At 70.6% G+C, this 26,563-nt stretch carries 25 protein-coding genes and 1 pseudogene; 16 read left to right on the forward strand and 10 right to left on the reverse strand.

All coding sequences use genetic code 11. The features are described 5' to 3' along the window. The first annotated feature begins 38 nt into the window (after positions 1–38). From rpsB to D0Z67_RS21210, 9 genes are all read left to right on the forward strand, one after another. Positions 39–944, forward strand: coding sequence for a 30S ribosomal protein S2 (rpsB, locus tag D0Z67_RS21170; RefSeq protein ID WP_031183702.1), 906 nt, complete (start codon positions 39–41; stop codon positions 942–944). Between the two features lie 147 nt (positions 945–1,091). Beyond that, a complete protein-coding gene (tsf, locus tag D0Z67_RS21175; RefSeq protein ID WP_031183703.1) occupies positions 1,092–1,928 on the forward strand; it encodes a translation elongation factor Ts in 837 nt (278 codons plus the stop codon). Between the two features lie 190 nt (positions 1,929–2,118). Further along, on the forward strand, positions 2,119–2,877 hold the full coding sequence (pyrH, locus tag D0Z67_RS21180) for a UMP kinase (RefSeq protein ID WP_031183704.1): 759 nt from the start codon (positions 2,119–2,121) through the stop codon (positions 2,875–2,877). Between the two features lie 179 nt (positions 2,878–3,056). Beyond that, complete coding sequence (gene frr / locus D0Z67_RS21185) at positions 3,057–3,614, forward strand: ribosome recycling factor (protein ID WP_026248385.1); 558 nt, start codon at positions 3,057–3,059, stop codon at positions 3,612–3,614. Further along, a complete protein-coding gene (locus tag D0Z67_RS21190) occupies positions 3,614–4,654 on the forward strand; it encodes a phosphatidate cytidylyltransferase (RefSeq protein ID WP_078873667.1) in 1,041 nt (346 codons plus the stop codon). The genes frr and D0Z67_RS21190 overlap by 1 nt, the downstream gene beginning before the upstream one ends. Before the next feature lie 224 nt (positions 4,655–4,878). After that, positions 4,879–5,985, forward strand: coding sequence for a dual-specificity RNA methyltransferase RlmN (rlmN, locus tag D0Z67_RS21195; protein WP_031183706.1), 1,107 nt, complete (start codon positions 4,879–4,881; stop codon positions 5,983–5,985). A gap of 229 nt (positions 5,986–6,214) precedes the next feature. Continuing rightward, positions 6,215–7,288 (forward strand): thiamine ABC transporter substrate-binding protein, encoded by a 1,074-nt coding sequence (locus D0Z67_RS21200; protein ID WP_031183707.1) that lies wholly within the window; start codon positions 6,215–6,217, stop codon positions 7,286–7,288. Between the two features lie 56 nt (positions 7,289–7,344). Beyond that, positions 7,345–8,946 carry an ABC transporter permease gene (locus D0Z67_RS21205; RefSeq protein ID WP_031183708.1) on the forward strand — a complete coding sequence of 534 codons (1,602 nt, stop codon included), beginning with the start codon at positions 7,345–7,347 and terminating at the stop codon, positions 8,944–8,946. Further along, entirely contained in the window at positions 8,946–9,968 is a 1,023-nt protein-coding gene (locus tag D0Z67_RS21210) for an ABC transporter ATP-binding protein (RefSeq protein ID WP_031183709.1), read from the forward strand. The genes D0Z67_RS21205 and D0Z67_RS21210 overlap by 1 nt, the downstream gene beginning before the upstream one ends. Positions 9,969–10,041: 73 nt before the next feature. Here D0Z67_RS21210 and D0Z67_RS21215 read toward each other — a convergent pair whose 3' ends face one another. From D0Z67_RS21215 to D0Z67_RS21250, 8 genes and pseudogenes are all read right to left on the reverse strand, one after another. Next, complete coding sequence (locus D0Z67_RS21215) at positions 10,042–10,746, reverse strand: LAETG motif-containing sortase-dependent surface protein (protein WP_031183710.1); 705 nt, start codon at positions 10,744–10,746, stop codon at positions 10,042–10,044. Positions 10,747–10,904: 158 nt separating this feature from the next. After that, the gene (locus tag D0Z67_RS21220; protein ID WP_031183711.1) at positions 10,905–12,032 is read right to left on the reverse strand and encodes an LOG family protein; all 1,128 of its coding nucleotides are present in this window, start codon (positions 12,030–12,032) and stop codon (positions 10,905–10,907) included. 25 nt (positions 12,033–12,057) lie between these two features. Continuing rightward, a pseudogene (locus tag D0Z67_RS21225) lies at positions 12,058–12,404 on the reverse strand (phosphotransferase-like protein); the annotation flags it as partial. Between the two features lie 63 nt (positions 12,405–12,467). After that, on the reverse strand, positions 12,468–12,875 hold the full coding sequence (locus D0Z67_RS21230) for a VOC family protein (protein WP_031183712.1): 408 nt from the start codon (positions 12,873–12,875) through the stop codon (positions 12,468–12,470). A gap of 94 nt (positions 12,876–12,969) precedes the next feature. Continuing rightward, positions 12,970–14,226, reverse strand: coding sequence for a hypothetical protein (locus D0Z67_RS21235; protein ID WP_031183713.1), 1,257 nt, complete (start codon positions 14,224–14,226; stop codon positions 12,970–12,972). Further along, positions 14,208–14,948, reverse strand: a complete 741-nt coding sequence (locus tag D0Z67_RS21240; protein WP_031183714.1) for an ABC transporter ATP-binding protein — start codon at positions 14,946–14,948, stop codon at positions 14,208–14,210. Before D0Z67_RS21240 ends, D0Z67_RS21235 begins: the two co-directional genes overlap by 19 nt. 188 nt (positions 14,949–15,136) lie before the next feature. Next, positions 15,137–16,501 (reverse strand): aspartate aminotransferase family protein, encoded by a 1,365-nt coding sequence (locus D0Z67_RS21245; protein WP_031183715.1) that lies wholly within the window; start codon positions 16,499–16,501, stop codon positions 15,137–15,139. Further along, entirely contained in the window at positions 16,498–17,016 is a 519-nt protein-coding gene (locus tag D0Z67_RS21250; RefSeq protein WP_030808661.1) for an Lrp/AsnC family transcriptional regulator, read from the reverse strand. Before D0Z67_RS21250 ends, D0Z67_RS21245 begins: the two co-directional genes overlap by 4 nt. A gap of 207 nt (positions 17,017–17,223) precedes the next feature. Here D0Z67_RS21250 and D0Z67_RS21255 point away from each other — a divergent pair, with 207 nt between their 5' ends. The 7 genes from D0Z67_RS21255 (at position 17,224) to D0Z67_RS21285 (ending at position 25,170) form a co-directional block, all read left to right on the forward strand. Next, on the forward strand, positions 17,224–18,672 hold the full coding sequence (locus tag D0Z67_RS21255) for a gamma-aminobutyraldehyde dehydrogenase (RefSeq protein ID WP_031183716.1): 1,449 nt from the start codon (positions 17,224–17,226) through the stop codon (positions 18,670–18,672). A gap of 46 nt (positions 18,673–18,718) precedes the next feature. After that, a complete protein-coding gene (locus D0Z67_RS21260; RefSeq protein ID WP_031183717.1) occupies positions 18,719–19,912 on the forward strand; it encodes an extracellular solute-binding protein in 1,194 nt (397 codons plus the stop codon). Positions 19,913–20,030: 118 nt separating this feature from the next. Further along, positions 20,031–21,239 carry a VWA domain-containing protein gene (locus tag D0Z67_RS21265; protein ID WP_031183718.1) on the forward strand — a complete coding sequence of 403 codons (1,209 nt, stop codon included), beginning with the start codon at positions 20,031–20,033 and terminating at the stop codon, positions 21,237–21,239. After that, the gene (locus D0Z67_RS21270) at positions 21,236–21,898 is read left to right on the forward strand and encodes a DUF6308 family protein (RefSeq protein WP_234312919.1); all 663 of its coding nucleotides are present in this window, start codon (positions 21,236–21,238) and stop codon (positions 21,896–21,898) included. Before D0Z67_RS21265 ends, D0Z67_RS21270 begins: the two co-directional genes overlap by 4 nt. Continuing rightward, a complete protein-coding gene (locus D0Z67_RS21275) occupies positions 21,895–22,338 on the forward strand; it encodes a helix-turn-helix transcriptional regulator (protein WP_031183720.1) in 444 nt (147 codons plus the stop codon). The genes D0Z67_RS21270 and D0Z67_RS21275 overlap by 4 nt, the downstream gene beginning before the upstream one ends. Before the next feature lie 10 nt (positions 22,339–22,348). Next, on the forward strand, positions 22,349–22,759 hold the full coding sequence (locus tag D0Z67_RS21280; protein WP_031183721.1) for a VOC family protein: 411 nt from the start codon (positions 22,349–22,351) through the stop codon (positions 22,757–22,759). A gap of 44 nt (positions 22,760–22,803) precedes the next feature. After that, positions 22,804–25,170 (forward strand): ATP-binding cassette domain-containing protein, encoded by a 2,367-nt coding sequence (locus D0Z67_RS21285; protein ID WP_031183722.1) that lies wholly within the window; start codon positions 22,804–22,806, stop codon positions 25,168–25,170. 111 nt (positions 25,171–25,281) lie between these two features. Here the strand turns inward: D0Z67_RS21285 and D0Z67_RS21290 are convergent, their stop codons facing one another. Together D0Z67_RS21290 and D0Z67_RS21295 are read right to left on the reverse strand one after the other, a co-directional pair. Beyond that, on the reverse strand, positions 25,282–25,737 hold the full coding sequence (locus tag D0Z67_RS21290; RefSeq protein WP_031183723.1) for a hypothetical protein: 456 nt from the start codon (positions 25,735–25,737) through the stop codon (positions 25,282–25,284). A gap of 101 nt (positions 25,738–25,838) precedes the next feature. Beyond that, entirely contained in the window at positions 25,839–26,528 is a 690-nt protein-coding gene (locus D0Z67_RS21295) for a glycerophosphodiester phosphodiesterase (RefSeq protein ID WP_037776121.1), read from the reverse strand. Positions 26,529–26,563: the final 35 nt, after the last annotated feature.

Raw genomic sequence — 26,563 nt, forward strand, 5'->3', positions numbered from 1 at the left:
GCGGACGCGGCACAACCGAGAATCTCAAGGAGATGGCCATGGCCGTCGTCACGATGCGGGAGCTGCTGGAGAGCGGCGTCCACTTCGGTCACCAGACCCGTCGCTGGAACCCGAAGATGAAGCGCTTCATCTTCACCGAGCGCAACGGCATCTACATCATCGACCTGCTCCAGTCGCTGTCGTACATCGACCGCGCCTACGAGTTCGTCAAGGAGACCGTCGCCCACGGCGGCACGGTCATGTTCGTCGGCACGAAGAAGCAGGCGCAGGAGGCCATCGCCGAGCAGGCCACCCGCGTCGGCATGCCCTACGTCAACCAGCGCTGGCTGGGCGGCATGCTCACCAACTTCTCGACCGTCTACAAGCGTCTGCAGCGCCTCAAGGAGCTCGAGCAGATCGACTTCGACGACGTCGCCGCCTCCGGTCTGACCAAGAAGGAGCTGCTGGTCCTCTCCCGCGAGAAGGCCAAGCTCGAGAAGACCCTCGGTGGTATCCGCGAGATGTCCAAGGTGCCCAGCGCCGTCTGGATCGTGGACACCAAGAAGGAGCACATCGCGGTCGGCGAGGCCCGGAAGCTCAACATCCCGGTCGTCGCCATCCTCGACACCAACTGCGACCCCGACGAGGTCGACTACAAGATCCCGGGCAACGACGACGCGATCCGCTCCGTCACCCTGCTCACCCGCGTGATCGCCGACGCCGTCGCCGAGGGCCTCATCTCCCGCTCGCGCGTCGCCACCGGTGACAAGGGCGAGAAGGCCGCGGCCGAGCCGCTGGCCGAGTGGGAGCGCGACCTGCTCGAGGGTGAGAAGAAGGCCGACGAGGCCGCCGAGGCCGTCGAGATCGCCGCCGAGGCCCCCGCGCCCGACGCCCCGGTCTCCGAGGCCGTCGAAGAGGCTGCCGCCGAGGTCGAGGCCGAGGCCCCCAAGGCCGAGCAGGCCTGACACCGGCGCTGACGGCGGGGGCGGTATGAACCCCGGTCCCGCCTGTCATCCGTAGCCCGACACGAAGCCCGCGACCCGGCCACCCGCCGGTCGCGGGCCCGTGCGGATCTCCGATCTCCCAAGACTTCCAGAAAGACTCACTGACTCATGGCGAACTACACCGCCGCCGACGTCAAGAAGCTCCGTGAGCTCACCGGCGCCGGCATGATGGACTGCAAGAAGGCGCTGGACGAGGCCGAGGGCAACGTCGAGAAGGCCGTCGAGGCGCTGCGCATCAAGGGCCAGAAGGGCGTCGCCAAGCGCGAGGGCCGCTCCGCCGAGAACGGCGCCGTGGTCTCCATCATCGCCGACGACAACTCCGAGGGTGTCCTCGTCGAGCTGAAGTGCGAGACGGACTTCGTCGCCAAGGGTGACAAGTTCCAGGCCGTGGCCCACGCCATCGCCGAGCACGTCGCCAAGACCTCCCCGGCCGACATCGAGGCGCTCCTCGCCTCCGAGATCGAGCCCGGCAAGACCGTCCAGGCGTTCGTGGACGAGGCCAACGCCAACCTCGGCGAGAAGATCGTCCTGGACCGCTTCGCGCAGTTCACGGACGGCTACGTCACCGCGTACATGCACCGCACGATGCCCGACCTGCCCCCGCAGATCGGTGTCCTCGTCGAGCTGGACAAGCCCAACGCCGAGGTCGCCAAGGGCATCGCCCAGCACATCGCCGCGTTCGCGCCGAAGTACCTCTCCAAGGAGGACGTGCCGGCCGACGTCGTCGAGTCCGAGCGTCGCATCGCCGAGGAGACCACCCGCGCCGAGGGCAAGCCCGAGGCCGCGATCGCCAAGATCGTCGAGGGTCGCCTCAACGGCTTCTTCAAGGACGCCACGGTGCTCGGCCAGCCGTACGCCCTGGACAACAAGAAGTCCGTCCAGAAGGTGCTGGACGAGGCCGGTGTCACCCTGAAGCGCTTCTCGCGCATCAAGGTCGGCATCTGAGTCCGTACCGCGATCGACGCGCGACCCCGATAGGGTCGACAGCAGTCGTCCGCGCAGACCGCCGCCCGAGGCTGTGCGGCGGACGGCAGCAGATCTGACGAGGAGGCCATTGCCGCGCAAGGGAGCGAGAAGCGACCCACCGGCAATGGCCTTCTTCGTATGTGCAACACGTGAAAGAGGCGGGATCTCCATGACCACCAAGGCCCAGAAGAGCGACGACGGCAAAGTAAGCGGCCGGTTTCTGCTGAAGCTGTCCGGAGAGGCCTTCTCCGGCGGCGGTGGCCTCGGCGTCGACCCGGACGTGGTGCACAAGATCGCCCGTGAGATCGCCGCCGTCGTGCGTGACGGCGCCGAGATCGCGGTCGTGATCGGCGGCGGCAACTTCTTCCGCGGCGCGGAGCTGCAGCAGCGCGGCATGGACCGGGCCCGCTCCGACTACATGGGCATGCTCGGCACCGTGATGAACTGCCTCGCCCTCCAGGACTTCCTGGAGAAGGAGGGCATCGACAGCCGCGTGCAGACCGCCATCACCATGGGCCAGGTCGCCGAGCCGTACATCCCGCTGCGCGCCGTGCGCCACCTGGAGAAGGGCCGCGTGGTCATCTTCGGTGCCGGGATGGGCATGCCGTACTTCTCCACCGACACCACCGCCGCCCAGCGCGCCCTGGAGATCGACGCCGAGGCGCTGCTCATGGGCAAGAACGGGGTGGACGGGGTCTACGACGCCGACCCCAAGACCAACCCCGACGCCGTCAAGTTCGACGCGCTCGGCTACGGCGAGGTCATCACCCGCGACCTCAAGGTCGCCGACGCCACCGCCGTCACCCTGTGCCGGGACAACAGCCTGCCGATCCTCGTGTTCGAGCTGCTGGCCGAGGGCAATATCGCGCGGGCCGTCAAGGGTGAGAAGATCGGCACGCTCGTGGGTGACGAGGGCAGCCGGGACTGACCGGTGACCCCGCGCCACCGGCGCGACCCGTCCGGGGCAAGGACGGGACGCGCCCCGGCCGGGGGATGGACAATGTCCTGCCGGTCGGGAACCGTGCAGGAAGCAGACGCGACGCAGCCGGCCCGCCGCCCGAACGGGCATCGCGGCCGGGCCTTACTCAAGACACGCAGGAGCAAGTGGTGATCGAAGAGACCCTCCTCGAAGCCGAGGAGAAGATGGAGAAGGCCGTCGTGGTCGCCAAGGAGGACTTCGCCGCGATCCGCACCGGCCGTGCGCACCCCGCGATGTTCAACAAGATCGTGGCGGACTACTACGGTGCCCCGACGCCGATCAACCAGCTCGCCTCGTTCTCCGTGCCGGAGCCGCGCATGGCCGTGGTGACCCCGTTCGACAAGAGCGCGCTGCGCAACATCGAGCAGGCGATCCGGGACTCCGACCTGGGCGTCAACCCCAGCAACGACGGCAACATCATCCGTGTGGTGTTCCCCGAGCTGACCGAGGAGCGCCGCCGCGACTACATCAAGGTCGCCAAGCACAAGGCCGAGGACGCCAAGGTCTCGATCCGCTCCGTGCGCCGCAAGGCCAAGGACGCCATCGACAAGCTGATCAAGGACGGCGAGGTCGGCGAGGACGAGGGCCGCCGCGCCGAGAAGGAGCTCGACGACCTGACCGCCAAGTACGTGGCGCAGGTGGACGAGCTGCTCAAGCACAAGGAAGCGGAGCTGCTCGAAGTCTGATGAGCGACTCTTCCTGGGGGGCGCCGCCGCAGGCGGGGCAGGCCGGGTACTGGGGGCCCACCGCGGGTGGGCCACTCCAGGGGGCTGTCACGGCGGGTCCCGCATACGATGCGCCCGAGGCGCAGCAGACTCGCCCCATGCCCAGCGTGCCCGACGTACCCGCGTATGGCGGAGACCAGGACGACGACCCCATGCCCGACGCCCCTCAGCCGGTGCCCGTGCCGAAGAAGACCGCGGGCCGTGACCTGAGCGCGGCCATAGGCGTCGGCGTGGGGCTCGGCGTGGTCATCATCGCCTCGCTCTTCGTCGTCAAGGCCGTGTTCGTCGGTGTGGTCGCCGTCGCGGTGGTCGTCGGTCTGTGGGAGCTGACCAGCAGGCTCCAGGAGCGCAAGGGGATCAGGGCACCCCTGGTGCCGCTCGCGGTGGGCGGTGCGGCCATGGTGGTCGCCGGGTACGCGCGCGGTGCCGAGGGTGCCTGGGTCGCCATGGCGCTGACCGCGCTGGCGGTGCTGGTCTGGCGGATGACGCAGCCGCCGGAGGGCTACCTCAAGGACGTCACGGCCGGCGTCTTCGCCGCGTTCTACGTGCCGTTCCTGGCGACCTTCGTGGCGATGATGCTCACCGCCGACGACGGTGCCTGGCGGGTGCTGACGTTCCTGGTCCTCACCGTGGTCAGCGACACCGGCGCGTACGCGGTCGGCTGGCGCTTCGGCAAGAACAAGCTCGCTCCGCGCATCAGCCCCGGCAAGACGCGCGAGGGCCTGATGGGCGCGGTCGCCTTCGCCATGGTCGCGGGCGCGCTGTGCATGCAGTTCCTCATCGAGGACGGCGTCTGGTGGCAGGGCCTGATCCTCGGCCTCGCGGTCGCGGGCAGCGCCACGCTGGGCGACCTCGGCGAGTCCATGATCAAGCGCGACCTCGGCATCAAGGACATGGGCACCCTCCTCCCCGGCCACGGAGGAATCATGGACCGCCTGGACTCCTTGCTCCCGACGGCCCCTGTGGTCTGGCTGCTACTGGTGGCCTTCGTGGGCTCCTAGCCCGTATACGGCCCCGGGCCCCGCTCTCCCTCCGAGAGCGGGGCCCGCTGCGTCGTCCGGCCGGCGTCGGCGCGGCCGCCCGCGACCCCGACCCCCACGGCCCAGGCGACCCAGATCCGGCCGGACACCAGAAGGGGCGATCTCTGGTCCGTCGACGTGTGGTGACCACCCCCACCCCGCTCCGGCCAAGGCACCCCATGTCGATCTGAGACACTGGTACCACCATGCCCAAGCCCGGAGAACTTACTTTCGTTGCCCCCCGCGGAGCCAAGAAGCCGCCGCGGCATCTCGCTGATCTTTCGCCCGCTGAGCGGAAGGACGCTGTCGCGGAGGCGGGGGAGAAGCCGTTTCGTGCCAAGCAGCTGTCGCAGCACTACTTCGCGCGGTTCGCGCACGACCCGGAGGAGTGGACCGACATCCCCGCCGGTTCGCGCGCCAAGCTCCAGGAGGCGCTGTTCCCGGAGCTGATGTCGGTGGTCCGGCATCTGGCCACGGACCAGGGCACCACCCGTAAGACGCTGTGGAAGCTGTTCGACGGCACGCTCGTGGAGTCGGTGCTGATGCGGTACCCGGACCGGGTCACCATGTGCATCAGCAGCCAGGCCGGGTGCGGGATGAACTGCCCGTTCTGCGCGACCGGGCAGGCCGGGCTCGACCGGAACCTGTCCACCGCCGAGATCGTGCACCAGATCGTGGACGGTATGCGCGCGCTGAGGGACGGCGAGGTCCCCGGCGGGCCCGCGCGGCTCTCCAACATCGTCTTCATGGGCATGGGCGAGCCGCTCGCCAACTACAAGCGCGTGGTCGGCGCCATCCGGGCCCTCACCGACCCCGCCCCCGACGGCCTCGGGCTGTCCCAGCGCGGCATCACCGTGTCGACGGTCGGCCTCGTCCCCGCCATCCACCGCTTCGCCGACGAGGGCTTCAAGTGCCGGCTGGCGATCTCCCTGCACGCCCCCGACGACGAGCTGCGCGACACCCTCGTCCCCGTGAACACGCGGTGGAAGGTGCGCGAGGTGCTGGACGCCGGGTTCGAGTACGCGGAGAAGTCCGGCCGCCGGCTGTCCATCGAGTACGCGCTCATCCGGGACATCAACGACCAGGCGTGGCGCGGCGACCGGCTCGGCCGGATGCTCAAGGGCAGGCCCGTGCACGTCAACCTGATCCCGCTCAACCCCACCCCCGGCTCCAAGTGGACCGCCTCCCGGCCCGAGGACGAGAAGGCGTTCGTGGAGGCCATCGCCGCGCACGGCGTGCCGGTGACCGTCCGGGACACCCGCGGTCAGGAGATCGACGGGGCGTGTGGCCAGCTCGCGGCCACCGAGCGGTAACCTGGGCCGGTCAGTACAACGTCATACCAGTCATACATCTGCATATTCCGACAGGGGAGCGCCACAGCGCTGAGAGTGCGGCAACCAGGCCGCAGACCCTCTGAACCTCGCCCAGGTCATTCTGGGTAGGAAGTTCGGTCATCACTCAAGCTGTTGCGCCCTGCCCGGCCTCCCGCGCGGAGTCCGGGCAGGGCCGCGTCTCTTCCTGGCCCACCCAGGAGGACCACCAGTGCACACCAAGACCTTCGTGGCCGCGTCGGTCGGCCTCGGCCTGCTCACGCTCTCCGCGTGCGGGTCCACCGACACCAAGGGGAGCGCGGACACCAGGACCGTGACCCTCGTCAGCCACGACTCGTGGGCCGCGTCCAAGAACGTGATCGCGGACTTCGAGAAGCAGTCCGGCTACAAGGTGCGCGTCCTCAAGGACGGCGACGCCGGGCAGGCCGTCAACAAGGCGGTCCTCACCAAGGACAACCCCCAGGGCGACGTCTTCTTCGGCGTCGACAACACCCTGCTCTCCCGCGCCCTCGACAACGGCCTCTTCCAGCCGTACGCCGCCAAGGGCCTCGGCCAGGTCGACCCCGCCTTCCAGCTGGACGCGGACAAGCACCGCGTCACCCCGGTCGACCACGGCGACATCTGCGTCAACTACGACAAGGCGTACTTCACCGAGCACAAGCTGAAGCCGCCGCGCACCTTCGCCGACCTCGCGGACCCGAAGTACAAGAACCTCCTGGTCACCGAGAACGCCGCCACCTCCTCACCCGGCCTCGGCTTCCTGCTGGGCAGCGCCGCGCAATACGGCGACAAGGGCTGGGAGGGGTACTGGAAGAAGCTGAAGGCCAACGGCGTCAAGGTCGTCGACGGCTGGGAGCAGGCGTACTACCAGGAGTTCTCCGGCTCCTCCGAGGGCAGGAAGGCGGGCGGTGACCGGCCGCTCGTCGTGTCGTACGCCTCCTCGCCGCCCGCCGAGGTGATCTACGCCAAGAAGAAGCCGAAGACCGCCCCGACCGGCGTCTCGGACGGCACCTGCTTCCGGCAGGTCGAGTTCGCCGGCCTGCTGAACCACGCGAAGAACCCCAAGGGCGGCAAGGCGTTCCTCGACTTCCTGCTGTCGAAGCAGTTCCAGCAGGACATGCCGCTGAACATGTTCGTGTACCCGGTGATCAAGGACGCGAAGGTCCCCGCCGAGTTCACCGAGTACGGGCCCGCCGTGAAGGACCCGCAGACCATGGCGCCCGAGAAGATCGCCGCCAACCGCGACCAGTGGGTCAGCTCGTGGACGTCGCTCGTACTGAAGTGACGGAAGCAGCCGCAGCCGGCCGGCGCGGCCGCGGGAGCGTGGCGCGGCTCGGGCTCATGGCCCTGCCCGTCGCGTTCTTCGCGCTGTTCTTCGCGTGGCCCGTCGCCGCGATCACGGCGCGCGGGCTCAAGGCCGACGGCACCTGGCACCTCGGCCGGTTCGCCGAGGTGCTGGGCCGCTCCGACATCCGGCACGTGCTGTGGTTCACCACCTGGCAGGCGCTCGCCTCCACCGCGCTCACGCTGGTGATCGCGCTGCCGGCCGCCTGGGTCTTCGCCCGGCTGGAGTTCCCCGGCAAACAGGTGCTGCGGGCCGTGGTCACCGTGCCGTTCGTGCTGCCCACGGTGGTCGTCGGCACCGCGTTCCTCGCCCTGGTCGGCCACGGCGGACTGCTGGACGAGCTGTGGGGCGTCCGGCTGGACACCACGGTGTGGGCGATCCTGATCGCGCACGTCTTCTTCAACTACGCCGTCGTCGTCCGCACCGTCGGCGGGCTCTGGGGGCAGCTCGACCCCCGCCAGGAGGAGGCCGCCCGGATGCTCGGCGCCTCCCCGCTGCGCGCCTGGCGCCAGGTGACCCTGCCCGCGCTGGCGCCCGCCGTGGCCGCCGCCGCGCTGATGGTCTTCCTGTTCACCTTCACCTCCTTCGGCGTGGTCCAGATCCTCGGCGGGCCCACCTTCTCCACCCTGGAGGTGGAGATCTACCGCCAGACCTCCGAGGTCTTCGACCTCACCACGGCCGCCGTCCTCACCCTGGTCCAGTTCGCCGCGGTCGGCGCGATCCTCGCCGTGCACGCCTGGACCGTACGGCGGCGGGAGACCGCGCTGCGCCTGGTCGACGCCTCCGTCACCGCCCGCCGGCCGCGCGGCGCCGGCCAGTGGGCGGTGCTCGGCGGGGTGCTCGCCACCATCGCCGTCCTCCTGGTGCTGCCGCTCGGCGTGCTGGTCCGCCGCTCGCTGGACGCCCCCGGCCTCGGCTACTACCGGGCACTGACGGACGCCGACGGCGGTACGTTCCTGGTGGCGCCGCTCAACGCGGTGTGGACCTCGCTGGAGTACGCGGTCGCCGCCACCGGTATCGCCCTGGTGGTCGGCGCCCTGGCCGCCGCCGCGCTGGCCCGCCGGGACGCGGGCCGGCTGATGCGCGGGTTCGACGCGCTGCTGATGCTGCCGCTCGGTGTCTCCGCCGTGACGGTCGGCTTCGGCTTCCTGATCGCGCTGGACGAGCCCCCGCTGGACCTGCGCCAGTCCTGGTTCCTGGTCCCGCTCGCCCAGGCGCTGGTCGGCGCGCCCTTCGTCGTACGGACCATGCTGCCGGTGCTGCGGGCGGTGGACGGACGGCTCAGGGAGGCGGCGGCCGTGCTCGGGGCGTCGCCCTGGCGGGTGTGGCGGGAGGTCGATCTCCCGCTGGTGCGACGGGCGTTGCTGATCGCGGCCGGGTTCGCGTTCGCGGTGTCGCTCGGTGAGTTCGGGGCGACCGTGTTCATCGCCCGGCCCGACAACCCCACGCTGCCGGTCGCGGTGGCCCGGCTGCTGAGCCGGCCCGGAGAGCTGAACTACGGCCAGGCGATGGCCCTTTCGACGATTCTCATGGTGGTCTGCGCGGCCGCGCTGCTCGTGCTGGAGCGGCTGCGCACCGACCGGACGGGGGAGTTCTGATGCTGCTGAGCCTTGAGGAGGCGACCGTCCGTCTCGGCGGGCGGCCGGTGCTGGACACGGTGGACCTCGGGGTCGCCGAGCACGAGGTGGTGTGCGTGCTCGGGCCCAGCGGAAGCGGCAAGTCGACCCTGCTGCGCAGCGTGGCGGGACTCCAACCCCTGGACGGGGGGCGGGTGTTGCTTGACGGCCGCGACCAGGCGGGCGTGCCCGCGCACCGGCGCGGGGTCGGGCTGATGTTCCAGGACCATCAGCTCTTCCCGCAGCGGGACGTGGGCGGCAACGTCGCCTTCGGACTCCGCATGCACGGCATGCCGAAGGGTGAACGGGAGCTCCAGGTAAGGGAGTTGCTGGAGCTGGTCGGGCTGCCCGGGGCGGCCCGGCGGGCGGTGGCCGGACTTTCCGGCGGGGAGCAGCAGCGGGTGGCCCTCGCGCGGGCGCTCGCGCCCCGGCCGAGGCTGCTGATGCTGGACGAGCCGCTCGGACAGCTGGACCGCTCGCTGCGGGAGCGGCTGGTGGTCGAACTCCGCGAACTCTTCAGCCGGTTGGGCACCACCGTGCTGGCCGTCACCCACGACCAGGGCGAGGCGTTCGCGCTGGCCGACCGGGTGGTGGTGATGCGGGACGGGCGGATCGCGCAGTCCGGGACCCCGCTGGAGGTGTGGCGCAGGCCGGCCGACGCCTTCGTGGCCCGGTTCCTCGGCTTCGAGAACGTGGTCCCGGCGAGCGTGACCGGGGTGGCCGCCGACACCCCGTGGGGCAAGCTGCCCGTGCCCGAGGGGTCGCCGCAGGGTGCCGTGGAGCTGCTGGTGCGGCCCGCCGGGGTCCGGCTCGTGGCCGCCGGGGAGGGCCTCGCCTGCAGGGTGACCGCCCGCACCTTCAAGGGCACCCATGTGGCGCTCCGGCTCCAGCCTCGCGACGGCGGCCCGCATCTGGAGGCCGCCTGCCCGCTGCGCGAGGCACCGGAGACCGGCGACGCGACCGGCGTGGAGTTCGACGCGGCGGAGACCGTAGTGCTCGGCTGACCTGCGAAAAGACAGCGGCCCGCCCCCGTGCGAAACGGGGACGGGCCGCTGTCGGGGACGAATCCGAAGAGCGTCAGCTGCCGCTCTTCGCGCCACGACGGCGCATGCCGAAGTACACCGCGCCACCGCCGACCACGACGAGCGCACCGGCGACACCGGCGATCAGGCCGGTGTTGGAGTTCGCACCGGTCTCGGCGAGGTTGGAGTCACCGATCGCCGCGGAGGGGGCGTTGCTCGGCGCCTCGGAGACCGGGGCGGCCGCGCTGCTGCTCTCGCTCGCGGACGGGGTGGCGCTGTCCTCGGCGGGCGTCGACGCGGAGGCGGACGGCGCCGGGGACTCGGAGGCGGGCGGCGTGGGGGAGGGGGACTCCTCCTTCTTGCACGCCGTGGCCGGGGCGATCACGTTGGGCGTGATGCTCTTGTTGTCGATGAAGCGGGGCACGTTGACGTTGACGCGGTAGACCGCGCCGGGCGCCCAGTCCTCGTCGAAGACGATCGTGGCGCCTTCCTTGGTGCCGGTCACCACCTGCTCGCCGATCTTCTTCTCGTCGGCGCCGTTGTTCTCCAGGAACACCGAGACGGTGGCCTTCTGGCCGGAGAAGTCGCGGTCGGTGACGGTGATCTGGCCCTTCTCACCCTTGCACGTGGCCTCGGCCTTGAACTCGCTGATGTTGCACGCGAGCGCCTGGCCGGAGACACCGAGGACCAGGGCGGCCGACGCGGAGGCCAGGCCCAGGATGCGCACGGAGCGGCGCGCGTTACGGCGGGATATGGACAAGTCATGTCCTTTGCTGAGTGCAGAACTGCGGGGGGCAGGCGGGGAGTTGGAGCGGCGGACGGAGCGGAGCCCCAGCATCCCCACAAGACACACAGGTTTATAAGCGCGTCATAAACATGTCAATGCGTAGGCGGTCAACGGGCGTTGACTTTACCTTCTTATTGCTCAGCGAGACGTTTCAACGCGTCGGAAGCCAGCTCGATCCGGCCAACCAGGGCGATACGGGACTCCATCGGCCGTTCCCGTGCCAACGCGCGCAGCAGGGGCCAGGTGGGGAGCTTCTCGGTCCAGTGCTCCTCGTCCACCAGCACCATGGGCGTCGGATTGCCGCGCGAGCCGTAGTAGTTGGGCGTGGCGTTGTCGAAGATCTCCTGTACGGTCCCGGCCGCGCCCGGCAGGAACACCACCCCGGCGTTGGAGCGGGCCAGCAGGCCGTCCTCGCGCGTGGCGTTGGCGAAGTACTTGCCGAGGTGGGAGGCGAACGCGTTGGGCGGCTCGTGCCCGTAGAACCAGGTCGGGATGCCCACCGACTCGCCCCCGTCCGGCCAGCGTTCGCGGACCTCGAAGGCGGCATGTGCCCAGTCCGTCACGGACGGGGTGAACGAGGACGCCTTGGCCAGAATCCGCAGCGCCTCGGTCAGCATGCCGTCCTCGAACGGCGCCGCGTACGCGCCGAGGTTGGCCGCCTCCATCGCGCCCGGACCACCGCCCGTCGCCACCGTGAAGCCGGCGCGGGCCAGTTCGCGGCCGAGCCGGGCCGCGCCCGCGTACTCCTCGGTGCCACGGGCCATCGCGTGGCCGCCCATGACGCCCACCACCCTTGCGCCGATGAGGAGTTCGTCCAGCGCGTCGGAGACGGAGTCGTCGTGGATGGCCCGCAGCATCGAGGCGAGGATGTCGCCGTCGGACTTGGTCCGCTGGAACCACGCGTACGCCAGCGCGTCCGGCGTCGCCTCGTACCCGTCGGCCAGCGAGGCGAACAACTCCTCGGGTGTGTACGTGAATCCGCGGTACGGGTCGAAGGGCAGGCCCGGTACCGGCGGGAACACCAGGGCACCACGGGCGGCGACCTCGGCGGCCGCCTCGGCGTCCATCGGGCAGCCGAGGAAGACGGCGCCCTCGGTGTCCAGCCGCAGCAGGCCTTCCGTACGGCCGGTCAGGTCGACTGCCTGTACGCGGAACCGGGCGAGTGTCCCGTGCGCGGCGACGACGGCGTCGAACTCCGCCAGCGACTCGATCTCATGGTCCGGGGCGACCTCTTCGGGCCGGGCGGGTATCGGAGGCATCCGCACATGCTAGTGCCGGGCCCCTTCACCCCTCGATGGAGTACCGGGCCCGCAGCCGGCTGAAGGCGGTCGGGGTGGGCCGGTGCGGGAGGAAGTCCCGGATGCGCTCGGCGCAGGCGCGCGGGGAGGCGGTGCTCGTGTCGCACTCCAGGTCGTAGTCGCCGTGGGCGTGCACGAGGTCGTACTGCAGGGAGGCGAGGCCGGCCTCCCGGTCACCGCGCGCCCGCTCGCGCCGCTCCAGCTCGTCCAGCGGGCAGCGGACGCCGACGAAGAGGACGTCCTCGGGGCGCAGCACGGCCAGGCAGTCGGCCGGCCGCCACGGCTCGCTGAGCGCATATGGTCCACCACGAGATCGTTGCCCACCTCGGTCAAGAGGTGGGCGCACACACCGTCCAGTAGGCCGGGCAACTCCGGCCCGGTGTCATGCCGGCATGTTCACCCCTGGACGGCGGCCGGGTCCATCCACATGATCTCCCAGGTGTGGCCGTCGAGGTCGTCGAAGGCGCGGCCGTACATGAAGCCGTGGTCCTGGGTCTGGCCGTGCGAGGTGCCGCCCGCCGCGATGGCCTTCTCCACCAGCTCGTCGACCTTCTCCCGGCTCTCGGCGCTCAGGCAGAGCAGGGTCTCGCTGGAGGTGCGGGAGTCCACGATCGTCTTCTGGGTGAACTGGGAGTAGTGCGAGGGCGCCAGGAACATCGCCACGATGGTGTCGCTGATCATCACGCTGACCACTTCGTCCGTGCTGAACTGCTCGTTGATGCCGTATCCCAGGTCGCTGTAGAACTTCCGGGTGGCGGGCACGTCGGCGGTGGCCAGGTTCACGAAGATCATCTGCTGGTACATGTTCTGTCCCCTGCGATAGGTGTGCGACAAGCGTTCGCCGGTATAGACGACGGGCCGCCGGAAAACTCATCGGCGGCCCGTGAACTCGTCCCCGTCACTTCGTCGGCGGCAGCGCCGACAGGTAGGCGATCAGCAGGGTGAGCGGTACGAACAGGGCGATCAGCGCGGCGGCCCGCAGTGCGGCCGAGCCCCGCAGCATGGTGGCCGGGGCGCCGAGCCGGAGCAGTGCGGCCGTGGTGCCGGCGCGGGACTGGCGGGTCTCGATGGCCGACGTCAGCAGGGTGGCCAGGGCGCAGCCGCCCACCACCAGGGTGGCCACGGTGGACAGCGGACCGAACGCGGCGGCCGGCTGGTCGTACATCGCGGTCGTGGCGAGCGCCGCCGACGTCACCGCGCAGACCACCCCCAGCGGGCGCCCGATCCGCGTCGCCTCCGACATCAGCACCCGCCCCGCCAGCAGCCGCAGCGCGCCGGGCTGCGCCGACTGGAGCACCTTGCCGCACAGGTAGGTGAGGCCCGGCGCGGCCAGTACCAGCCCGAGGGCGGTGAGCAGCCAGCCGCCCAGCACCGCCGAGCCCTCCACGGGCAGCGCCAGCACGGACGCCGGGGCGGCCCGGTTCGCGTACGCCTGCACGGCGAGGCCCGCCGCCAGCGCGGCGACACCCCAGGGGAAGCCCGCCGGGGCCTCGCGGGGCGCCGGCGCGACGGTCAGCACGTCCGACCAGCCCTCGGCCTCGGTGTCCACCGGGGCTTCCGCGGAGGCGGGCGCCTCCGCCTTGTGCAGGATGGCGTGCCACCGGGCGCCGAAGGACGCCGTGCCCTTCACGGCCGGCCGGCGCGGGTCCCGGGGGCGCAGGCTGAGCGCCACCGCGCCCGACGCCGCCAGCGGCAGCACCGCCAGCAGGGTCAGCGTGGCCGGTACCGGGAGCGGCCGGTCGGCCGCGAGGAACTGGGCGCCCTTGCCGTCCAGTGGCAGCCCCGACAGGTCGCCGCGCAGATGCAGGAAGAACAGCAGGGCGACCGCGGAGCCCAGCGTGCAGGCGAGCAGCGTGGTCAGCGCGGAGACCACCATCAGCCGGCCCGGCCCGAGCCCCACCGCCGACAGCCCCGGCCGGGGCCGGGTGCCCGGGTCGGTACGGGCCACCGCGAGCGCCAGGTAGACCGTCGCGGCGAGCGGCACCACGCACCAGGCCAGGCGCAGCGCGGCCGCGCCCGGGGTCTGGGGGTGACCCATCGCGTAGCCGAGGGAGCCGAGCAGCAGGAAGCCGGTGCCCGCCGAGGCGGCCGCCACGAGCAGGCGGCGCAGCTGGACGGCGGGTCTGGCCGCGCGGGTCAGACGGAGAGCGAGCACGCCGCCCGGCCTTCCGTGTCCGGGGCGTCCGGGAGGTGCACGGTCTTCACCCGGCGCCCGTCCAGCAGCGAGACCGAGCGGTCGGCGAGGGCCGCCGTCTCCTGGTCGTGGGTGGCGAGGACCACCGTGATGCCGTGCGAGCGGGCCGCCGTGGTGAGGGTGCGCAGCACGTGCCCCCGGTCGGCGCGGTGCAGCGGCGCGGTCGGCTCGTCGGCGAACAGCACCGTCGGCCCGGGGGCCAGCGCGCGGGCGATGGCGACGCGCTGCCGCTCCGCCTGGAGCAGTTCGTGCGGGCGCTTCTTGGACTTGTCGCCCACGTCCAGCCGCTCCAGCCACTCCATCGCGGCCACCTTCGCCCGGCGGCGGCTGGTCCCGCGCAGCATCAGCGGCAGCGCCGCGTTCTCCCAGACGTTCAGCTCCGGCACCAGCGCCGGGGCCGGGTCGATCCAGCCGAACCGGTCGCGGCGCAGCTTCTCGCGTGCCAGCGGGCCCAGGGTGTGCACGGGGGAGCTGTTGAACCACACCTCGCCCCCGTCCACCCGGACCTGCCCGGACAGACAGCGCAGCAGGGTCGTTTTGCCACTGCCGCGCGGGCCGCCGACCGCGAGGATCTCGCTCTCCCGGACGCCCAGCGAGATGCCGGCGATGCCGGGGGAGCCGTCGGGATGCTTGAAGTGCAGGGAGCGTGCCCACAGCACGTCGTTGTCCGGCGGAGCCTCCATGGCGTACACCTCGGTTCTGATCCGTTTTCCCGTGTCCCTGTGCCCTGTTCGGGGGAACGAAGACCGGGCCGATCGGTCACTGGGCACGCTAGGCAGCACCGGGGAGGAGGCGGCACAGCACACGGCCCCGGGCCCCCGTTCTCACTCGAACGGGGGCCCGGGGCCGGGCAGCGGAGGGAGCGGAGCGGTCAGAGCTTCGCCCATGCCTCCGTCAGGGTCGCGCGCAGGATCTGCTCGATCTCGTCGAACGTCTCCTGGTTGGCGATCAGCGGCGGGGCCAGCTGGATCACCGGGTCACCGCGGTCGTCGGCGCGGCAGTACAGGCCGTTCTCGAACAGGGCCTTGGACAGGAAGCCGTAGAGGACGCGCTCGATCTCGTCGGCGTCGAAGGACTCCTTGGTGTTCTTGTCCTTCACCAGCTCGATGCCGTAGAAGAAGCCGTTGCCCCGGACGTCGCCGACGATGGGCAGGTCGTGCAGCTTCTGGAGGGTGCGCAGGAAGCCGCCCTCGTTGTCCAGCACGTGCTGGTTGAGGCCCTCGCGCTCGAACAGGTCGAGGTTGGCGAGGCCGACCGCGGCGGAGACCGGGTGGCCGCCGAAGGTGTAGCCGTGCAGGAAGACGTTGTCGCCCCGGTAGAAGGGCTCGGCGATGCGGTCGGAGACGATCGTCGCGCCGATCGGGGAGTAGCCCGAGGTCATGCCCTTGGCGCAGGTGATGATGTCAGGGACGTAGCCGAACTTGTCGCAGGCGAACATCGTGCCCAGCCGGCCGAAGGCGCAGATGACCTCGTCCGAGACGAGCAGTACGTCGTACTGGTCGCAGATCTCGCGCACCCGCTGGAAGTAGCCGGGCGGCGGCGGGAAGCAGCCGCCGGCGTTCTGCACCGGCTCCACGAAGACCGCGGCGACCGTGTCCGGGCCCTCGAAGAGGATCTGCTGCTCGATCTGGTCGGCGGCCCAGCGGCCGAACGCCTCCGGGTCCTCACCGTGGATCGGGGCGCGGTAGATGTTGGTGTTCGCCACCTTGTGCGCGCCCGGCACCAGCGGCTCGAACGGCGCCTTCAGCGCGGGCAGGCCGGTGATGGAAAGGGCGCCCTGCGGGGTGCCGTGGTAGGCCAGCGAGCGGGATATCACCTTGTGCTTGGCGGGCTTGCCGACCAGCTTGAAGTACTGCTTGGCCAGCTTCCACGCGGTCTCCACGGCCTCGCCGCCACCGGTGGTGAAGAAGACCTTGTTCAGGTCGCCGGGGGCGTACCCGGCCAGCCGCTCGGCCAGCTCGATCGCCTTCGGGTGGGCGTAGGACCACACCGGGAAGAAGGCCAGCTCCTGCGCCTGCTTCAGCGCGGTCTCGGCCAGTTCCACCCGGCCGTGCCCGGCCTGGACCACGAACAGGCCCGCCAGGCCGTCGAGGTACCGCTTGCCCTTGTCGTCGAAGACATGGGTGCCCTCGCCCCGCACGATGGTGGGGACGGGCGAGTTCTCGTACGACGACATGCGGGTGAAGTGCATCCACAGGTGGTCGTAGGCGGTGCGGCTGAGGTCCTTCTGGGTCATCGCGTTCCCCACATGTAGGTCTGCTTCTTGAGCTTGAGATAGACGAAGCTCTCGGTGGAGCGGACGCCGGGCAGGGCCCGGATACGCCGGTTGATCACGTCCAGCAGGTGATCGTCGTCCTCGCAGACGATCTCGGCGAGAACGTCGAAGGAGCCCGCGGTCATCACCACGTACTCGACCTCCGACATGGCGCTCAGCGCGTCCGCGACGCTCTCCACGTCGCCCTCCACGTGCACCCCGACCATCGCCTGGCGGCGGAAGCCCACGGTGAGCGGGTCGGTGACCGCCACGATCTGCATCACGCCCTGGTCGAGCAGCTTCTGCACCCGCTGGCGCACGGCCGCCTCGGAGAGGCCGACCGCCTTGCCGATCGCGGCGTAGGGCCTGCGGCCGTCCTCCTGGAGCTGCTCGATGATGGCGAGGGAGACGGCGTCCAACTGCGGGGTGCCGCTCCTGGACTCGCGGGCGGAGTCCCTGTGTTCTGTGCTTCGACTGGCCACGCCCTCACTGTGCACGACACCTCGACAGTTTCGCAAGGTTCGATCGATGAAATTCGTTGTTTACGAGCGCGCAGTGTGCGGATTTCGCAGGACGGGTGGCGGTGGGGGTGTTGAAAACGTGGGTGTCCCGACTAGGGTTGGGTTGTCTCAGCCACCGGACAGCCGTGCGGCACCTCCGGGGCGGGACAGCTCGAACCCTCGAACCAGATCAGGAGGCCGGCAGTGAGCACCGAGCCGCGTGGGCTGCGCAAACTCCGGAACTATGTCGCCGGTGAGTTCCGGGACGCCGCCGACGGACGGACCACCGAGGTGGTCAACCCCGCCACCGGTGAGGTGTACGCGACCGCGCCGCTGTCCGGGCAGGCGGACGTGGACGCCGCCATGGACGCGGCCGCCAAGGCGTTCCCGGCCTGGCGCGACAGCACCCCCGCCGAGCGGCAGAAGGCCCTGCTGAAGATCGCCGACGCGTTCGAGGAGCGGGCCGAGGAACTCATCGCGGCCGAGGTGGAGAACACGGGCAAGCCCGTCGGGCTCACCCGCTCCGAGGAGATCCCGCCGATGGTCGACCAGATCCGCTTCTTCGCGGGCGCGGCCCGGATGCTGGAGGGGCGCTCGGCCGGCGAGTACATGGACGGCCTGACCTCCATCATCCGCCGCGAGCCGATCGGTGTCTGCGCGCAGGTCGCGCCGTGGAACTACCCGATGATGATGGCCGTGTGGAAGTTCGCCCCGGCGCTCGCCGCGGGCAACACGGTCGTCCTCAAGCCCTCGGACACCACCCCCGCCTCCACCGTCCTCATCGCCGAGATCATCGGCTCGGTCCTCCCGGCCGGCGTCTTCAACGTCATCTGCGGCGACCGTGACACCGGCCGCATGATGGTCGAGCACCCCACCCCGGCCATGGCCTCCATCACCGGCTCGGTGCGCGCGGGCATGTCGGTCGCCGAGTCGGCCTCCAAGGATCTCAAGCGGGTCCACCTGGAACTGGGCGGCAAGGCGCCGGTCGTCGTCTTCGAGGACACCGACATCCCCAAGGCCGTCGAGGACATCTCGGTCGCGGGCTTCTTCAACGCCGGCCAGGACTGCACGGCCGCGACCCGCGTCCTCGTCCAGGAGTCCATCCACGACGAGTTCGTGGCCGCCCTCGCCAAGGCCGCGTCCGAGACGAAGACCGGGCAGCCGGACGACGAGGACGTGCTCTACGGCCCGCTGAACAACCCCAGCCAGCTCAAGCAGGTGGCCGGCTTCATCGAGCGGCTGCCCGCGCACGCCAAGGTCGAGTCCGGCGGCCACCAGGTCGGCGACAAGGGGTACTTCTACGCCCCGACCGTGGTCTCCGGCCTGAAGCAGGACGACGAGATCATCCAGAACGAGGTGTTCGGGCCGGTCATCACCGTCCAGTCCTTCACCGACGAGGACCAGGCCGTCGAGTGGGCCAACGGCGTCGACTACGCGCTGGCCTCCTCGGTGTGGACCAAGGACCACGGCCGCGCCATGCGCATGTCCAAGAAGCTGGACTTCGGCTGCGTGTGGATCAACACCCACATCCCGCTGGTCGCGGAGATGCCGCACGGCGGCTTCAAGAAGTCCGGCTACGGCAAGGACCTGTCGGCGTACGGCTTCGACGACTACACGCGGATCAAGCACGTCATGACGTCCCTGGAGTCCTGACCAGGTCCGATTGTCCGTGCGGGGTACGGGGCGGCACACTTTCGGGGTGCTTCACACCTCTGTTCGTGGTTCCGCCCCCTCCCGCCGGTCCGTGCTGCGGGCCCTCGGGGGCACCGCCGCGCTCGGCGCGCTCGCCGGGTGCGGGGTGCCCTCGGCTTACGTCCGTCCCGGCGACCGCTCCGCCCCCGACCGTTCCGCCGCCGACCACCGGCTGACCTGGTCGAACTGGCCGCTGTACATCGACACCGATGACGACGACCCGAACCGGCGGCCCACGCTGGACGCCTTCGAGAAGCGCACCGGGATCTCCGTCGACTACGTCGAGGAGATCAACGACAACGACGAGTTCTTCGGCAAGATCAGCCCCGCCCTGATGAACCACCGGCCCACCGGCCGGGACCTGATCGTCATCAGCGACTGGATGTGCGCGCGGTACGTCCGCCTCGGCTGGGTCCAGCGGATGGACCGCGCCGAGCAGCCGAACGTCGAGAAGTACCTGGACCCGCTGCTGCGCCGGCCCGCCTTCGACCCGGGCCGCATGTTCACCGTCCCCTGGCAGTCCGGCATCACCGGCATCGCGTACGACCGCCGCCGGCTCGGCCGCGAGATCCGGCACGTGAAGGACCTCTGGGCGAGCGACCTCAAGGGCCGGGTGACGCTGCTGTCCGGGCTTGACGAGGCGTTCGCGCTGCTGATGCAGGGCAACGGCGCGGACATCACCCGCTGGACGGCCGCCGACTTCCACACCATGTGCGACGAGGTGGAACGCGAGGTCCGCCGGGGCCAGATCCGCCGCTTCACCGGCAACGACTACACCAAGGACCTGATCAGCGGCGACGTCCTCGCCTGCCAGGCGTACTCCGGCGACGTCATCCAGCTCCAGGCCGACAACCCGCACATCCGCTTCGTCGTCCCCGAAGAGGGCGCCGAGCTGTGGTCGGACTCCCTGATGATCCCCGACCGGGCGGCCCACAAGGCCAACGCCGAGCGCCTGGTCGACTACTACTACACCCCGTCGGTGGCGGCCGAGCTGGCCACCTGGGTCAACTACGTCTGCCCGGTCCCCGCCGCCCGGCACATCCTGGCCGACAGCTCCGACAAGGACACCGCCGCCCTCGCCGCGAACCCCCTGATCTTCCCCGACGGCCCCGTGCGCGACCGCCTCGCCGTCGCCCGCGACATCAAGCCGGCGGAACGGCCGGAGTTCGCGCGGCGCTGGAACGCGATCGTGGGGTTGTAAGGGGGTCGCGCGGCGGCACCGGGGTCTGCTTCTCCGAGCCGGGCCGAATTCCGCCGAAAGCCGCCGTGACCGGGCGGCAGGGGTCTAGCGTGTCCTCCCTGCGATCAAGGGGGGGCATATGCGGACGACGTCGTTGCGCAAGGGGGAGAACGCGCCACTGCTGCCGGCGCCGGTACTGCTGTCGGTCGCGGTGCAGGGGCCCGCGACCGACGTCTCGGCGCTGCTGCTGGGGGCGGGGGGCAAGGTGCGGGGCGACCAGGACCTCGTCTTCTACAACCATCCGGCCCAGGACGGCGTATCGGTCGCGGGCTCCCTGGTGACGGCGGATCTCGGCCGCGTGCCCGCCGGCGTGGACCGGGTGGCCGTCGTCGTCAGCGTCGACCCGGGGCAGCCGGGCGGGGTCTTCACCCGCGCCCCCGTACTCACCGTCACCCAGCCGGGTTCCACCGAACTCACCTACACCGCACCGGACTTCAGCTCGGGGGAGACGGTCGTCGTCCTCGCCGAGCTGTACCGGCGCGACGGCGGCTGGAAGGTACGTGCCGTGGGCCAGGGGTACGCCTCCGGGCTTGCCGGTCTCGCCGCCGACTACGGCGTCGACGTGGAGCCGCCCGCGCCCGACCCCGTCCCGGCCCAGCGGACACGGGCACCCGGCGCCGTGGTCGACCTGGCGAAGGTCGAGCGGGTGGCGCCGGCCCTGGCCGCCCCGGCCCGCCAGGCGTCCCGCGCGCTGGCCGAGCGGGGCGTCGGGCAGCGCCGGGCGGCGGTGTACCTGCTGCTGGACCACGACTGGCACATGGAGGAGCTGTACGAGTCGTTCGCCGTACAGGCCTTCGCGGAACGGGTGCTGGCCCTCTCGGCCAACCTGGACGACGACGGCACCGTCCCCGTCCTCTTCTCCAGCGGGGACCAGCCGTTCCTGGAGGACATCCGGCTCGACAACTACCGTGGCCGCATCGACCAGTTGCACACCCAGGTCGACTGGGGATGGGGCAATGTCGCGGCGGCGATGCGGCACGCGGTCGGCCACTACCGGGAGTCCGGCGCGCGGGACCCGGCGTTCATGGTGACCCAGGTCGGCGACGAGCCCTGGGACAAGGCCGAGGTGCGGTCCCTCCTCCGGAACACCGCCTCCCTCGGCGTCTTCTGGCTCTTCGTCGGCTTCGGCCGCGGCAAGCTCGCCTTCTACAAGAACCTCAACGCCGCGACGGGGGCCCAGTTCCCCAACGTCGCGTTCTACGACGCCAGCAGGAATCCCGGGGCGGTACCGGACGAGCGGTTCTATGCGGGGCTGGTGGAGGGGTTCGCGACATGGATGCGGGGTTGAGGGACATCGTGCGGAGCCATGTGGGCTCCGAGGACGCTGTGGGTCATTTGCGGGAGTACTTCGGGCTGGACGGTGGCCGGCCTTACACGGGGGCGCGGTTCGAGGGTCTGGGGGGAGGGGGTGATCGGGTCGGGGTCGCGGATGTGGTGACGGCTGAGGATCTGGTGGCGGTGCAGATGTTGTCGGTGCGGGTGCCCGAGCGGGTCTCGCTCGACCTGCTCGAAGGCGACCTCGGTCAGCAGATGTCGAAGCTGTTGCGCGAGATACCGTGCGAGCTCGACATGGTGGACGCAGAAACCGGAGAACTGGAGAGCGGGTCCGCCGCCGAGTGGGCTTGGGATCTTCTCGATGCTCAGTACGGCGTCGGCTGGGTCATGGCCGGCAAACTGCTGGCCCGTAAGCGCCCCCGGCTGCTCCCCGTCTACGACAGGGTCGTGCGGTGTGTGCTCGGCACTCCGTCCTCCTTCTGGCTCGGTCTTCACCATGCGCTCCGAGTCGATGACCACGCCCTCCACCACGAGCTGCTCGACCTTCGGAAACGGGCGGGCATTCCCGAGACGGTCAGCGCCCTGCGCGTCTGCGACATCGTCCTCTGGATGGCCCACCACGAAGGTCATCGACCTCTGCGCTGCCCCGGCCATGGCACGCTTTCCCCATGACCACCTCCCCTGGAGACCCCCGCCGCCTGCGCGAGCTGGTGCTCCTGCGGCGGGTGCGGGACCGGATCGACCGGGAGTACGCGCGCCCGCTGGACGTGGAGGCGCTGGCCCGCGGGGTGAACATGTCGGCGGGGCATCTGAGCCGGCAGTTCCGGGCCGCGTACGGGGAGTCGCCGTACAGCTATCTCATGACCCGGCGGATCGAGCGGGCGATGGCACTGCTGCGGCGCGGGGACCTCAGCGTGACCGAGGTGTGCTTCGAGGTGGGGTGCTCGTCGCTGGGGACGTTCAGCACCCGGTTCAGCGAGCTGGTCGGGATGCCGCCGAGCGTGTACCGGATCGAGGCCGCGCGGGCGACGGAAGGGCTGCCGACCTGCGTGGTCAAGGTGGTCACCAGACCGGTCAGGAATCGAGAAGCGCGGTTTCCGGGCCACGGCTAGCGTGACGGCCATGGACATCAGCATTCACGCCAGCTTCCTCCCGCAGGACGACCCCGAGGCCGCCCTCGCCTTCTACCGCGACACCCTCGGCTTCGAGCTGCGCAACGACGTGGGCCACGACAAGATGCGCTGGCTCACCGTCGGCCCCAAGGGCCAGCCGGACACGAACATCGTGCTGAGCCCGCCCGCCATGGACCCCGGCATCACCGACGACGAGCGGCGCGTCATCACCGAGATGATGGCCAAGGGCACGTACGCGAGCCTGGTGCTGGCCACCCCTGACCTGGACGGTACCTTCGACCGGCTGGTGGCCGCCGGTGCCGACATCGTCCAGGAGCCCGCCGACCAGCCGTACGGCATCCGCGACTGCGCGGTGCGGGACCCCGCGGGCAACATGCTCCGCATCCAGGAACACCGCTGAGCGGTACGACGAGGGGCGGGCCGGTACGTGAAGAGGGAGACAGCATGAGCACGGGCACGGACGCGCACGCCGCCGACAGCCACGAGATGATCCGGGTGCACGGCGCGCGGGTGAACAACCTCAAGGACGTCAGCGTCGAGATCCCCAAGCGCCGGCTGACGGTGTTCACCGGTGTCTCCGGCTCCGGCAAGAGCTCGCTGGTGTTCGGCACGATCGCCGCCGAGTCGCAGCGGCTGATCAACGAGACGTACAGCGCGTTCGTCCAGGGCTTCATGCCGACGCTCGCCCGCCCCGAGGTCGACGTGCTCGACGGGCTGACCACCGCGATCATCGTGGACCAGCAGCGCCTGGGCGCCGACCCCCGATCCACCGTCGGCACGGCCACCGACGCCAACGCCATGCTGCGCATCCTGTTCAGCCGGCTCGCCGTGCCGCACATCGGCCCGCCCGGCGCGTACGCCTTCAACGTCGCGTCGGTGCAGGCCAGCGGGGCGATCAAGGTGGAGAAGGGGGCGCGCCGGGCGGAGAAGGTGACCTTCAGCCGTACCGGCGGGATGTGCCCGCGCTGCGAGGGCCGGGGCGCGGTCACCGACATCGACTTCACCCGGCTCTACGACGACTCCAAGTCGCTGCGCGAGGGCGCGCTCACCATCCCCGGGTACAGCGTGGACGGCTGGTACGGCCGTATCTACACCGGCTGCGGCTTCTTCGACCCGGACAAGCCGATCGCCAGGTTCACCAAGCGGGAGCTGCACGACCTGCTCCACAGGGAGCCCACCAAGATCAAGGTGGAGGGCGTCAACCTCACGTACGAGGGTCTGATCCCGAAGATCCAGAAGTCGTTCCTCGCCAAGGACGTCGACACGCTCCAGCCGCACGTGCGCGCCTTCGTGGAGCGGGCCGTCACCTTCACCGTCTGCCCCGAATGCGAGGGCACCCGGCTGAACGAGGGCGCCCGAACGTCGAAGATCGACGGCGTGAGCATCGCGGACGCCTGCGCGATGCAGATCACCGACCTGGCCGAGTGGGTACGCGGCCTGGACGACCCCTCGGTCGCCCCCCTGCTCACCGCGCTGGGCCACAGCCTCGACTCGTTCGTGGAGATCGGCCTCGGCTACCTCTCCCTGGACCGCCCCTCGGGCACGCTGTCCGGCGGTGAGGCGCAGCGGGTGAAGATGATCCGCCACCTCGGCTCCTCGCTCACCGACGTGACGTACGTCTTCGACGAGCCCACCACCGGACTGCACCCGCACGACATCCAGCGGATGAACGGCCTGCTGCTGCGGCTGCGCGACAAGGGCAACACCGTGCTGGTCGTGGAGCACAAGCCGGAGACGATCGCCATCGCCGACCATGTGGTGGACCTCGGTCCGGGCGCCGGTACGGGGGGCGGTGCCGTCTGCTTCGAGGGCACGGTCGAGGGGCTGCGGGCCTCGGACACCGTCACCGGGCGCCATCTGGACGACCGGGCCGCGCTGAAGAAGACCGTCCGCAAGGCCACCGGCGCGCTGGAGATCCGGGGCGCGGACGCCAACAACCTGCGCGGGGTCGACGTCGACATCCCGCTCGGGGTGCTGGTCGCGGTGACCGGGGTCGCCGGGTCCGGCAAGAGTTCGCTGGTGCACGGGTCGGTGCCCGAGGGGGAGGGGGTCGTCTCCGTCGACCAGGGGGCGATCAAGGGGTCCCGGCGGAGCAACCCGGCCACCTACACAGGGCTGTTGGACCCGATCCGCAAGGCGTTCGCCAAGGCCAACGGGGTCAAGCCCGCGCTGTTCAGCGCCAACTCCGAGGGTGCGTGCCCGACTTGCAACGGCGTCGGGGTCGTCTACACCGACCTCGCCATGATGGCGGGCGTCGCCACGACCTGCGAGGAGTGCGAGGGGCGGCGCTTCCAGGCCGCGGTGCTGGAGTACCGGCTCGGGGGCCGCGACATCAGCGAGGTGCTGGCGATGCCGGTCAGCGAGGCGGAGGCGTTCTTCGCGGAGGGCGAGGCTCGCATCCCGGCCGCGCACCGCATCCTGACCCGCCTCTCCGACGTGGGCCTCGGCTACCTTACCCTCGGCCAGCCGCTGACCACCCTCTCCGGCGGCGAACGCCAACGCCTCAAGCTGGCCACGCACATGGGGGACAAGGGCGGCATCTACGTCCTCGACGAGCCGACCGCCGGACTGCACCTCGCCGATGTCGCGCAACTCCTTGGTCTGCTCGACCGGTTGGTCGACTCCGGCAAGTCCGTCATCGTGGTGGAGCACCACCAGGCGGTGATGGCCCACGCGGACTGGATCATCGACCTGGGCCCCGGCGCGGGCCACGACGGCGGCCAGGTCGTCTTCGAGGGGACGCCGGCCGAGCTGGTGGCGGACCGGTCGACGCTCACCGGGCAGCACCTGGCGGAGTACGTGGGGGAGTGAGGCGTCACCGACCGGGGCGACAGGACCGTCGCCCCGGTCGGAGCAGGTCGCGCATCCGGACGATGACGTCGTCCACGTCTCCTCCGACCCGTGTCCGGCAGCGCCGGTGACTCATAGGGTCACCACGATCCAGACACTCAGAAGCAGCCCTCCGAGGGCGATGGCCGCGTGGAGCACCACCCAGAGCATCCAGATCTTGAGCTTGAGCACCTGAGGGAACTTCGCTCTGTGCACCGCCTGGTTGCCGGCGATGAGGTCGGGCAGCCCAAGTCCCGGGTGACGGACCCCGAGCTCGTGGCGCAGCCTGCCCGCAAGGCCGGAGTGGACGGCCCACCGCTCTCCGTACTTCGCGCTCGCCAACGCGCCGAACGTCCCCAACGCGCACAGGGGCACGGTCACGCCCAGCGAAGAGGCCCTGAGGCCGCCCTGCTGGGTGAGGAAGCCGAAAGCGGCGGCCGCCACGATGATCACGATGTTGGTGAGCGCTGCCCGCTGGTTCTCCATCTGCCGGGCTTCCTCGCGCTGTCCCTTCCACAGTTCGAGCAGGACGTCGGACTCGTTGGCCATACGCCATCCCTCCCCTGAGGACAGCAAACCTCGGCGGGGGCCTTCAGCCAAGGGGGCCTCTCGACGGGCGCTCACTGCTTGGACGTTCTGCCGGCCTGTGTCTACCCCGCCTGCTTTCGCAGCGCGGTCAGCGTGTCGATCCGGTTCGTCGTGATCGAGTCCGCGCCCAGGGACAGCAGCTTGCGCATCGAGCGGCCCGTGTCCGGGGTCCATACCGAGAGAAGGTAGCCCTCCTTGTGGACCCGGTGGGCCAGGTCGCGGTCGACGAGGGAGAAGCGGTAGTTGAGGTAGCGGGGGCGCAGGGCCGTGAGGACGGCCGGGCGGGGGCGGGCCGTGCTGGTCCAGGTGAGGGCCAGTTCGGCGGAGGGGGCCGCGGCGCGGAGGGTCAGGAGGGACTCGGCGCCTGCGGAGTAGTAGACCCGGTCCTCCGCGTCGGCCTCGCGGACCACGTCCAGGACGCGGTCCGCCGTGCGGGGGGTCACGCCGCCACACAGGTCCGCCATCACGCGGGTGCCCTCCGTGGCGGACAGGGCTTCCGCCAGGGTGGGGACGCCGCCCGCCGTCAGTTCCGTCACCTGGGCCGCCGTGAGGGATGACAGCGGGCGGTCGATCTCCCAGAGGCGCTTCAGCGAGGCGTCGTGCAGCAGGACGGGTACACCGTCGCGCGTCAGGCGTACGTCGATCTCGACCGCGTCCGCACCCCGATCGAGCGCGGAGCGCAGCGAGGCGAGGGTGTTCTCGCGGAAGCGGTAGGGGTCGCCCCGGTGTGCGACGGCGGTCCAGGTCTGCATGGGCGTCATTCTGGCAGCCGACGGTGCCTCAGCGG

This window comes from Streptomyces seoulensis (assembly GCF_004328625.1).
Classification (GTDB): Bacteria; Actinomycetota; Actinomycetes; order Streptomycetales; family Streptomycetaceae; genus Streptomyces; species Streptomyces seoulensis.

Bases quoted from the DNA above. Each gene is read 5' to 3' on its own strand.
- rpsB (WP_031183702.1), top strand. From the start codon at position 39: ATGGCCGTCGTCACGATGCGGGAGCTGCTGGAGAGCGGCGTCCACTTC.
- tsf (WP_031183703.1), top strand. From the start codon at position 1,092: ATGGCGAACTACACCGCCGCCGACGTCAAGAAGCTCCGTGAGCTCACC.
- pyrH (WP_031183704.1), top strand. From the start codon at position 2,119: ATGACCACCAAGGCCCAGAAGAGCGACGACGGCAAAGTAAGCGGCCGG.
- D0Z67_RS21190 (WP_078873667.1), top strand. From the start codon at position 3,614: ATGAGCGACTCTTCCTGGGGGGCGCCGCCGCAGGCGGGGCAGGCCGGG.
- rlmN (WP_031183706.1), top strand. From the start codon at position 4,879: ATGCCCAAGCCCGGAGAACTTACTTTCGTTGCCCCCCGCGGAGCCAAG.
- D0Z67_RS21205 (WP_031183708.1), top strand. From the start codon at position 7,345: ATGGCCCTGCCCGTCGCGTTCTTCGCGCTGTTCTTCGCGTGGCCCGTC.
- D0Z67_RS21210 (WP_031183709.1), top strand. From the start codon at position 8,946: ATGCTGCTGAGCCTTGAGGAGGCGACCGTCCGTCTCGGCGGGCGGCCG.
- D0Z67_RS21220 (WP_031183711.1), bottom strand. From the start codon at position 12,032: ATGCCTCCGATACCCGCCCGGCCCGAAGAGGTCGCCCCGGACCATGAG.
- D0Z67_RS21230 (WP_031183712.1), bottom strand. From the start codon at position 12,875: ATGTACCAGCAGATGATCTTCGTGAACCTGGCCACCGCCGACGTGCCC.
- D0Z67_RS21240 (WP_031183714.1), bottom strand. From the start codon at position 14,948: ATGGAGGCTCCGCCGGACAACGACGTGCTGTGGGCACGCTCCCTGCAC.
- D0Z67_RS21245 (WP_031183715.1), bottom strand. From the start codon at position 16,501: ATGACCCAGAAGGACCTCAGCCGCACCGCCTACGACCACCTGTGGATG.
- D0Z67_RS21265 (WP_031183718.1), top strand. From the start codon at position 20,031: ATGCGGACGACGTCGTTGCGCAAGGGGGAGAACGCGCCACTGCTGCCG.
- D0Z67_RS21275 (WP_031183720.1), top strand. From the start codon at position 21,895: ATGACCACCTCCCCTGGAGACCCCCGCCGCCTGCGCGAGCTGGTGCTC.
- D0Z67_RS21280 (WP_031183721.1), top strand. From the start codon at position 22,349: ATGGACATCAGCATTCACGCCAGCTTCCTCCCGCAGGACGACCCCGAG.
- D0Z67_RS21285 (WP_031183722.1), top strand. From the start codon at position 22,804: ATGAGCACGGGCACGGACGCGCACGCCGCCGACAGCCACGAGATGATC.
- D0Z67_RS21290 (WP_031183723.1), bottom strand. From the start codon at position 25,737: ATGGCCAACGAGTCCGACGTCCTGCTCGAACTGTGGAAGGGACAGCGC.
- D0Z67_RS21295 (WP_037776121.1), bottom strand. From the start codon at position 26,528: ATGCAGACCTGGACCGCCGTCGCACACCGGGGCGACCCCTACCGCTTC.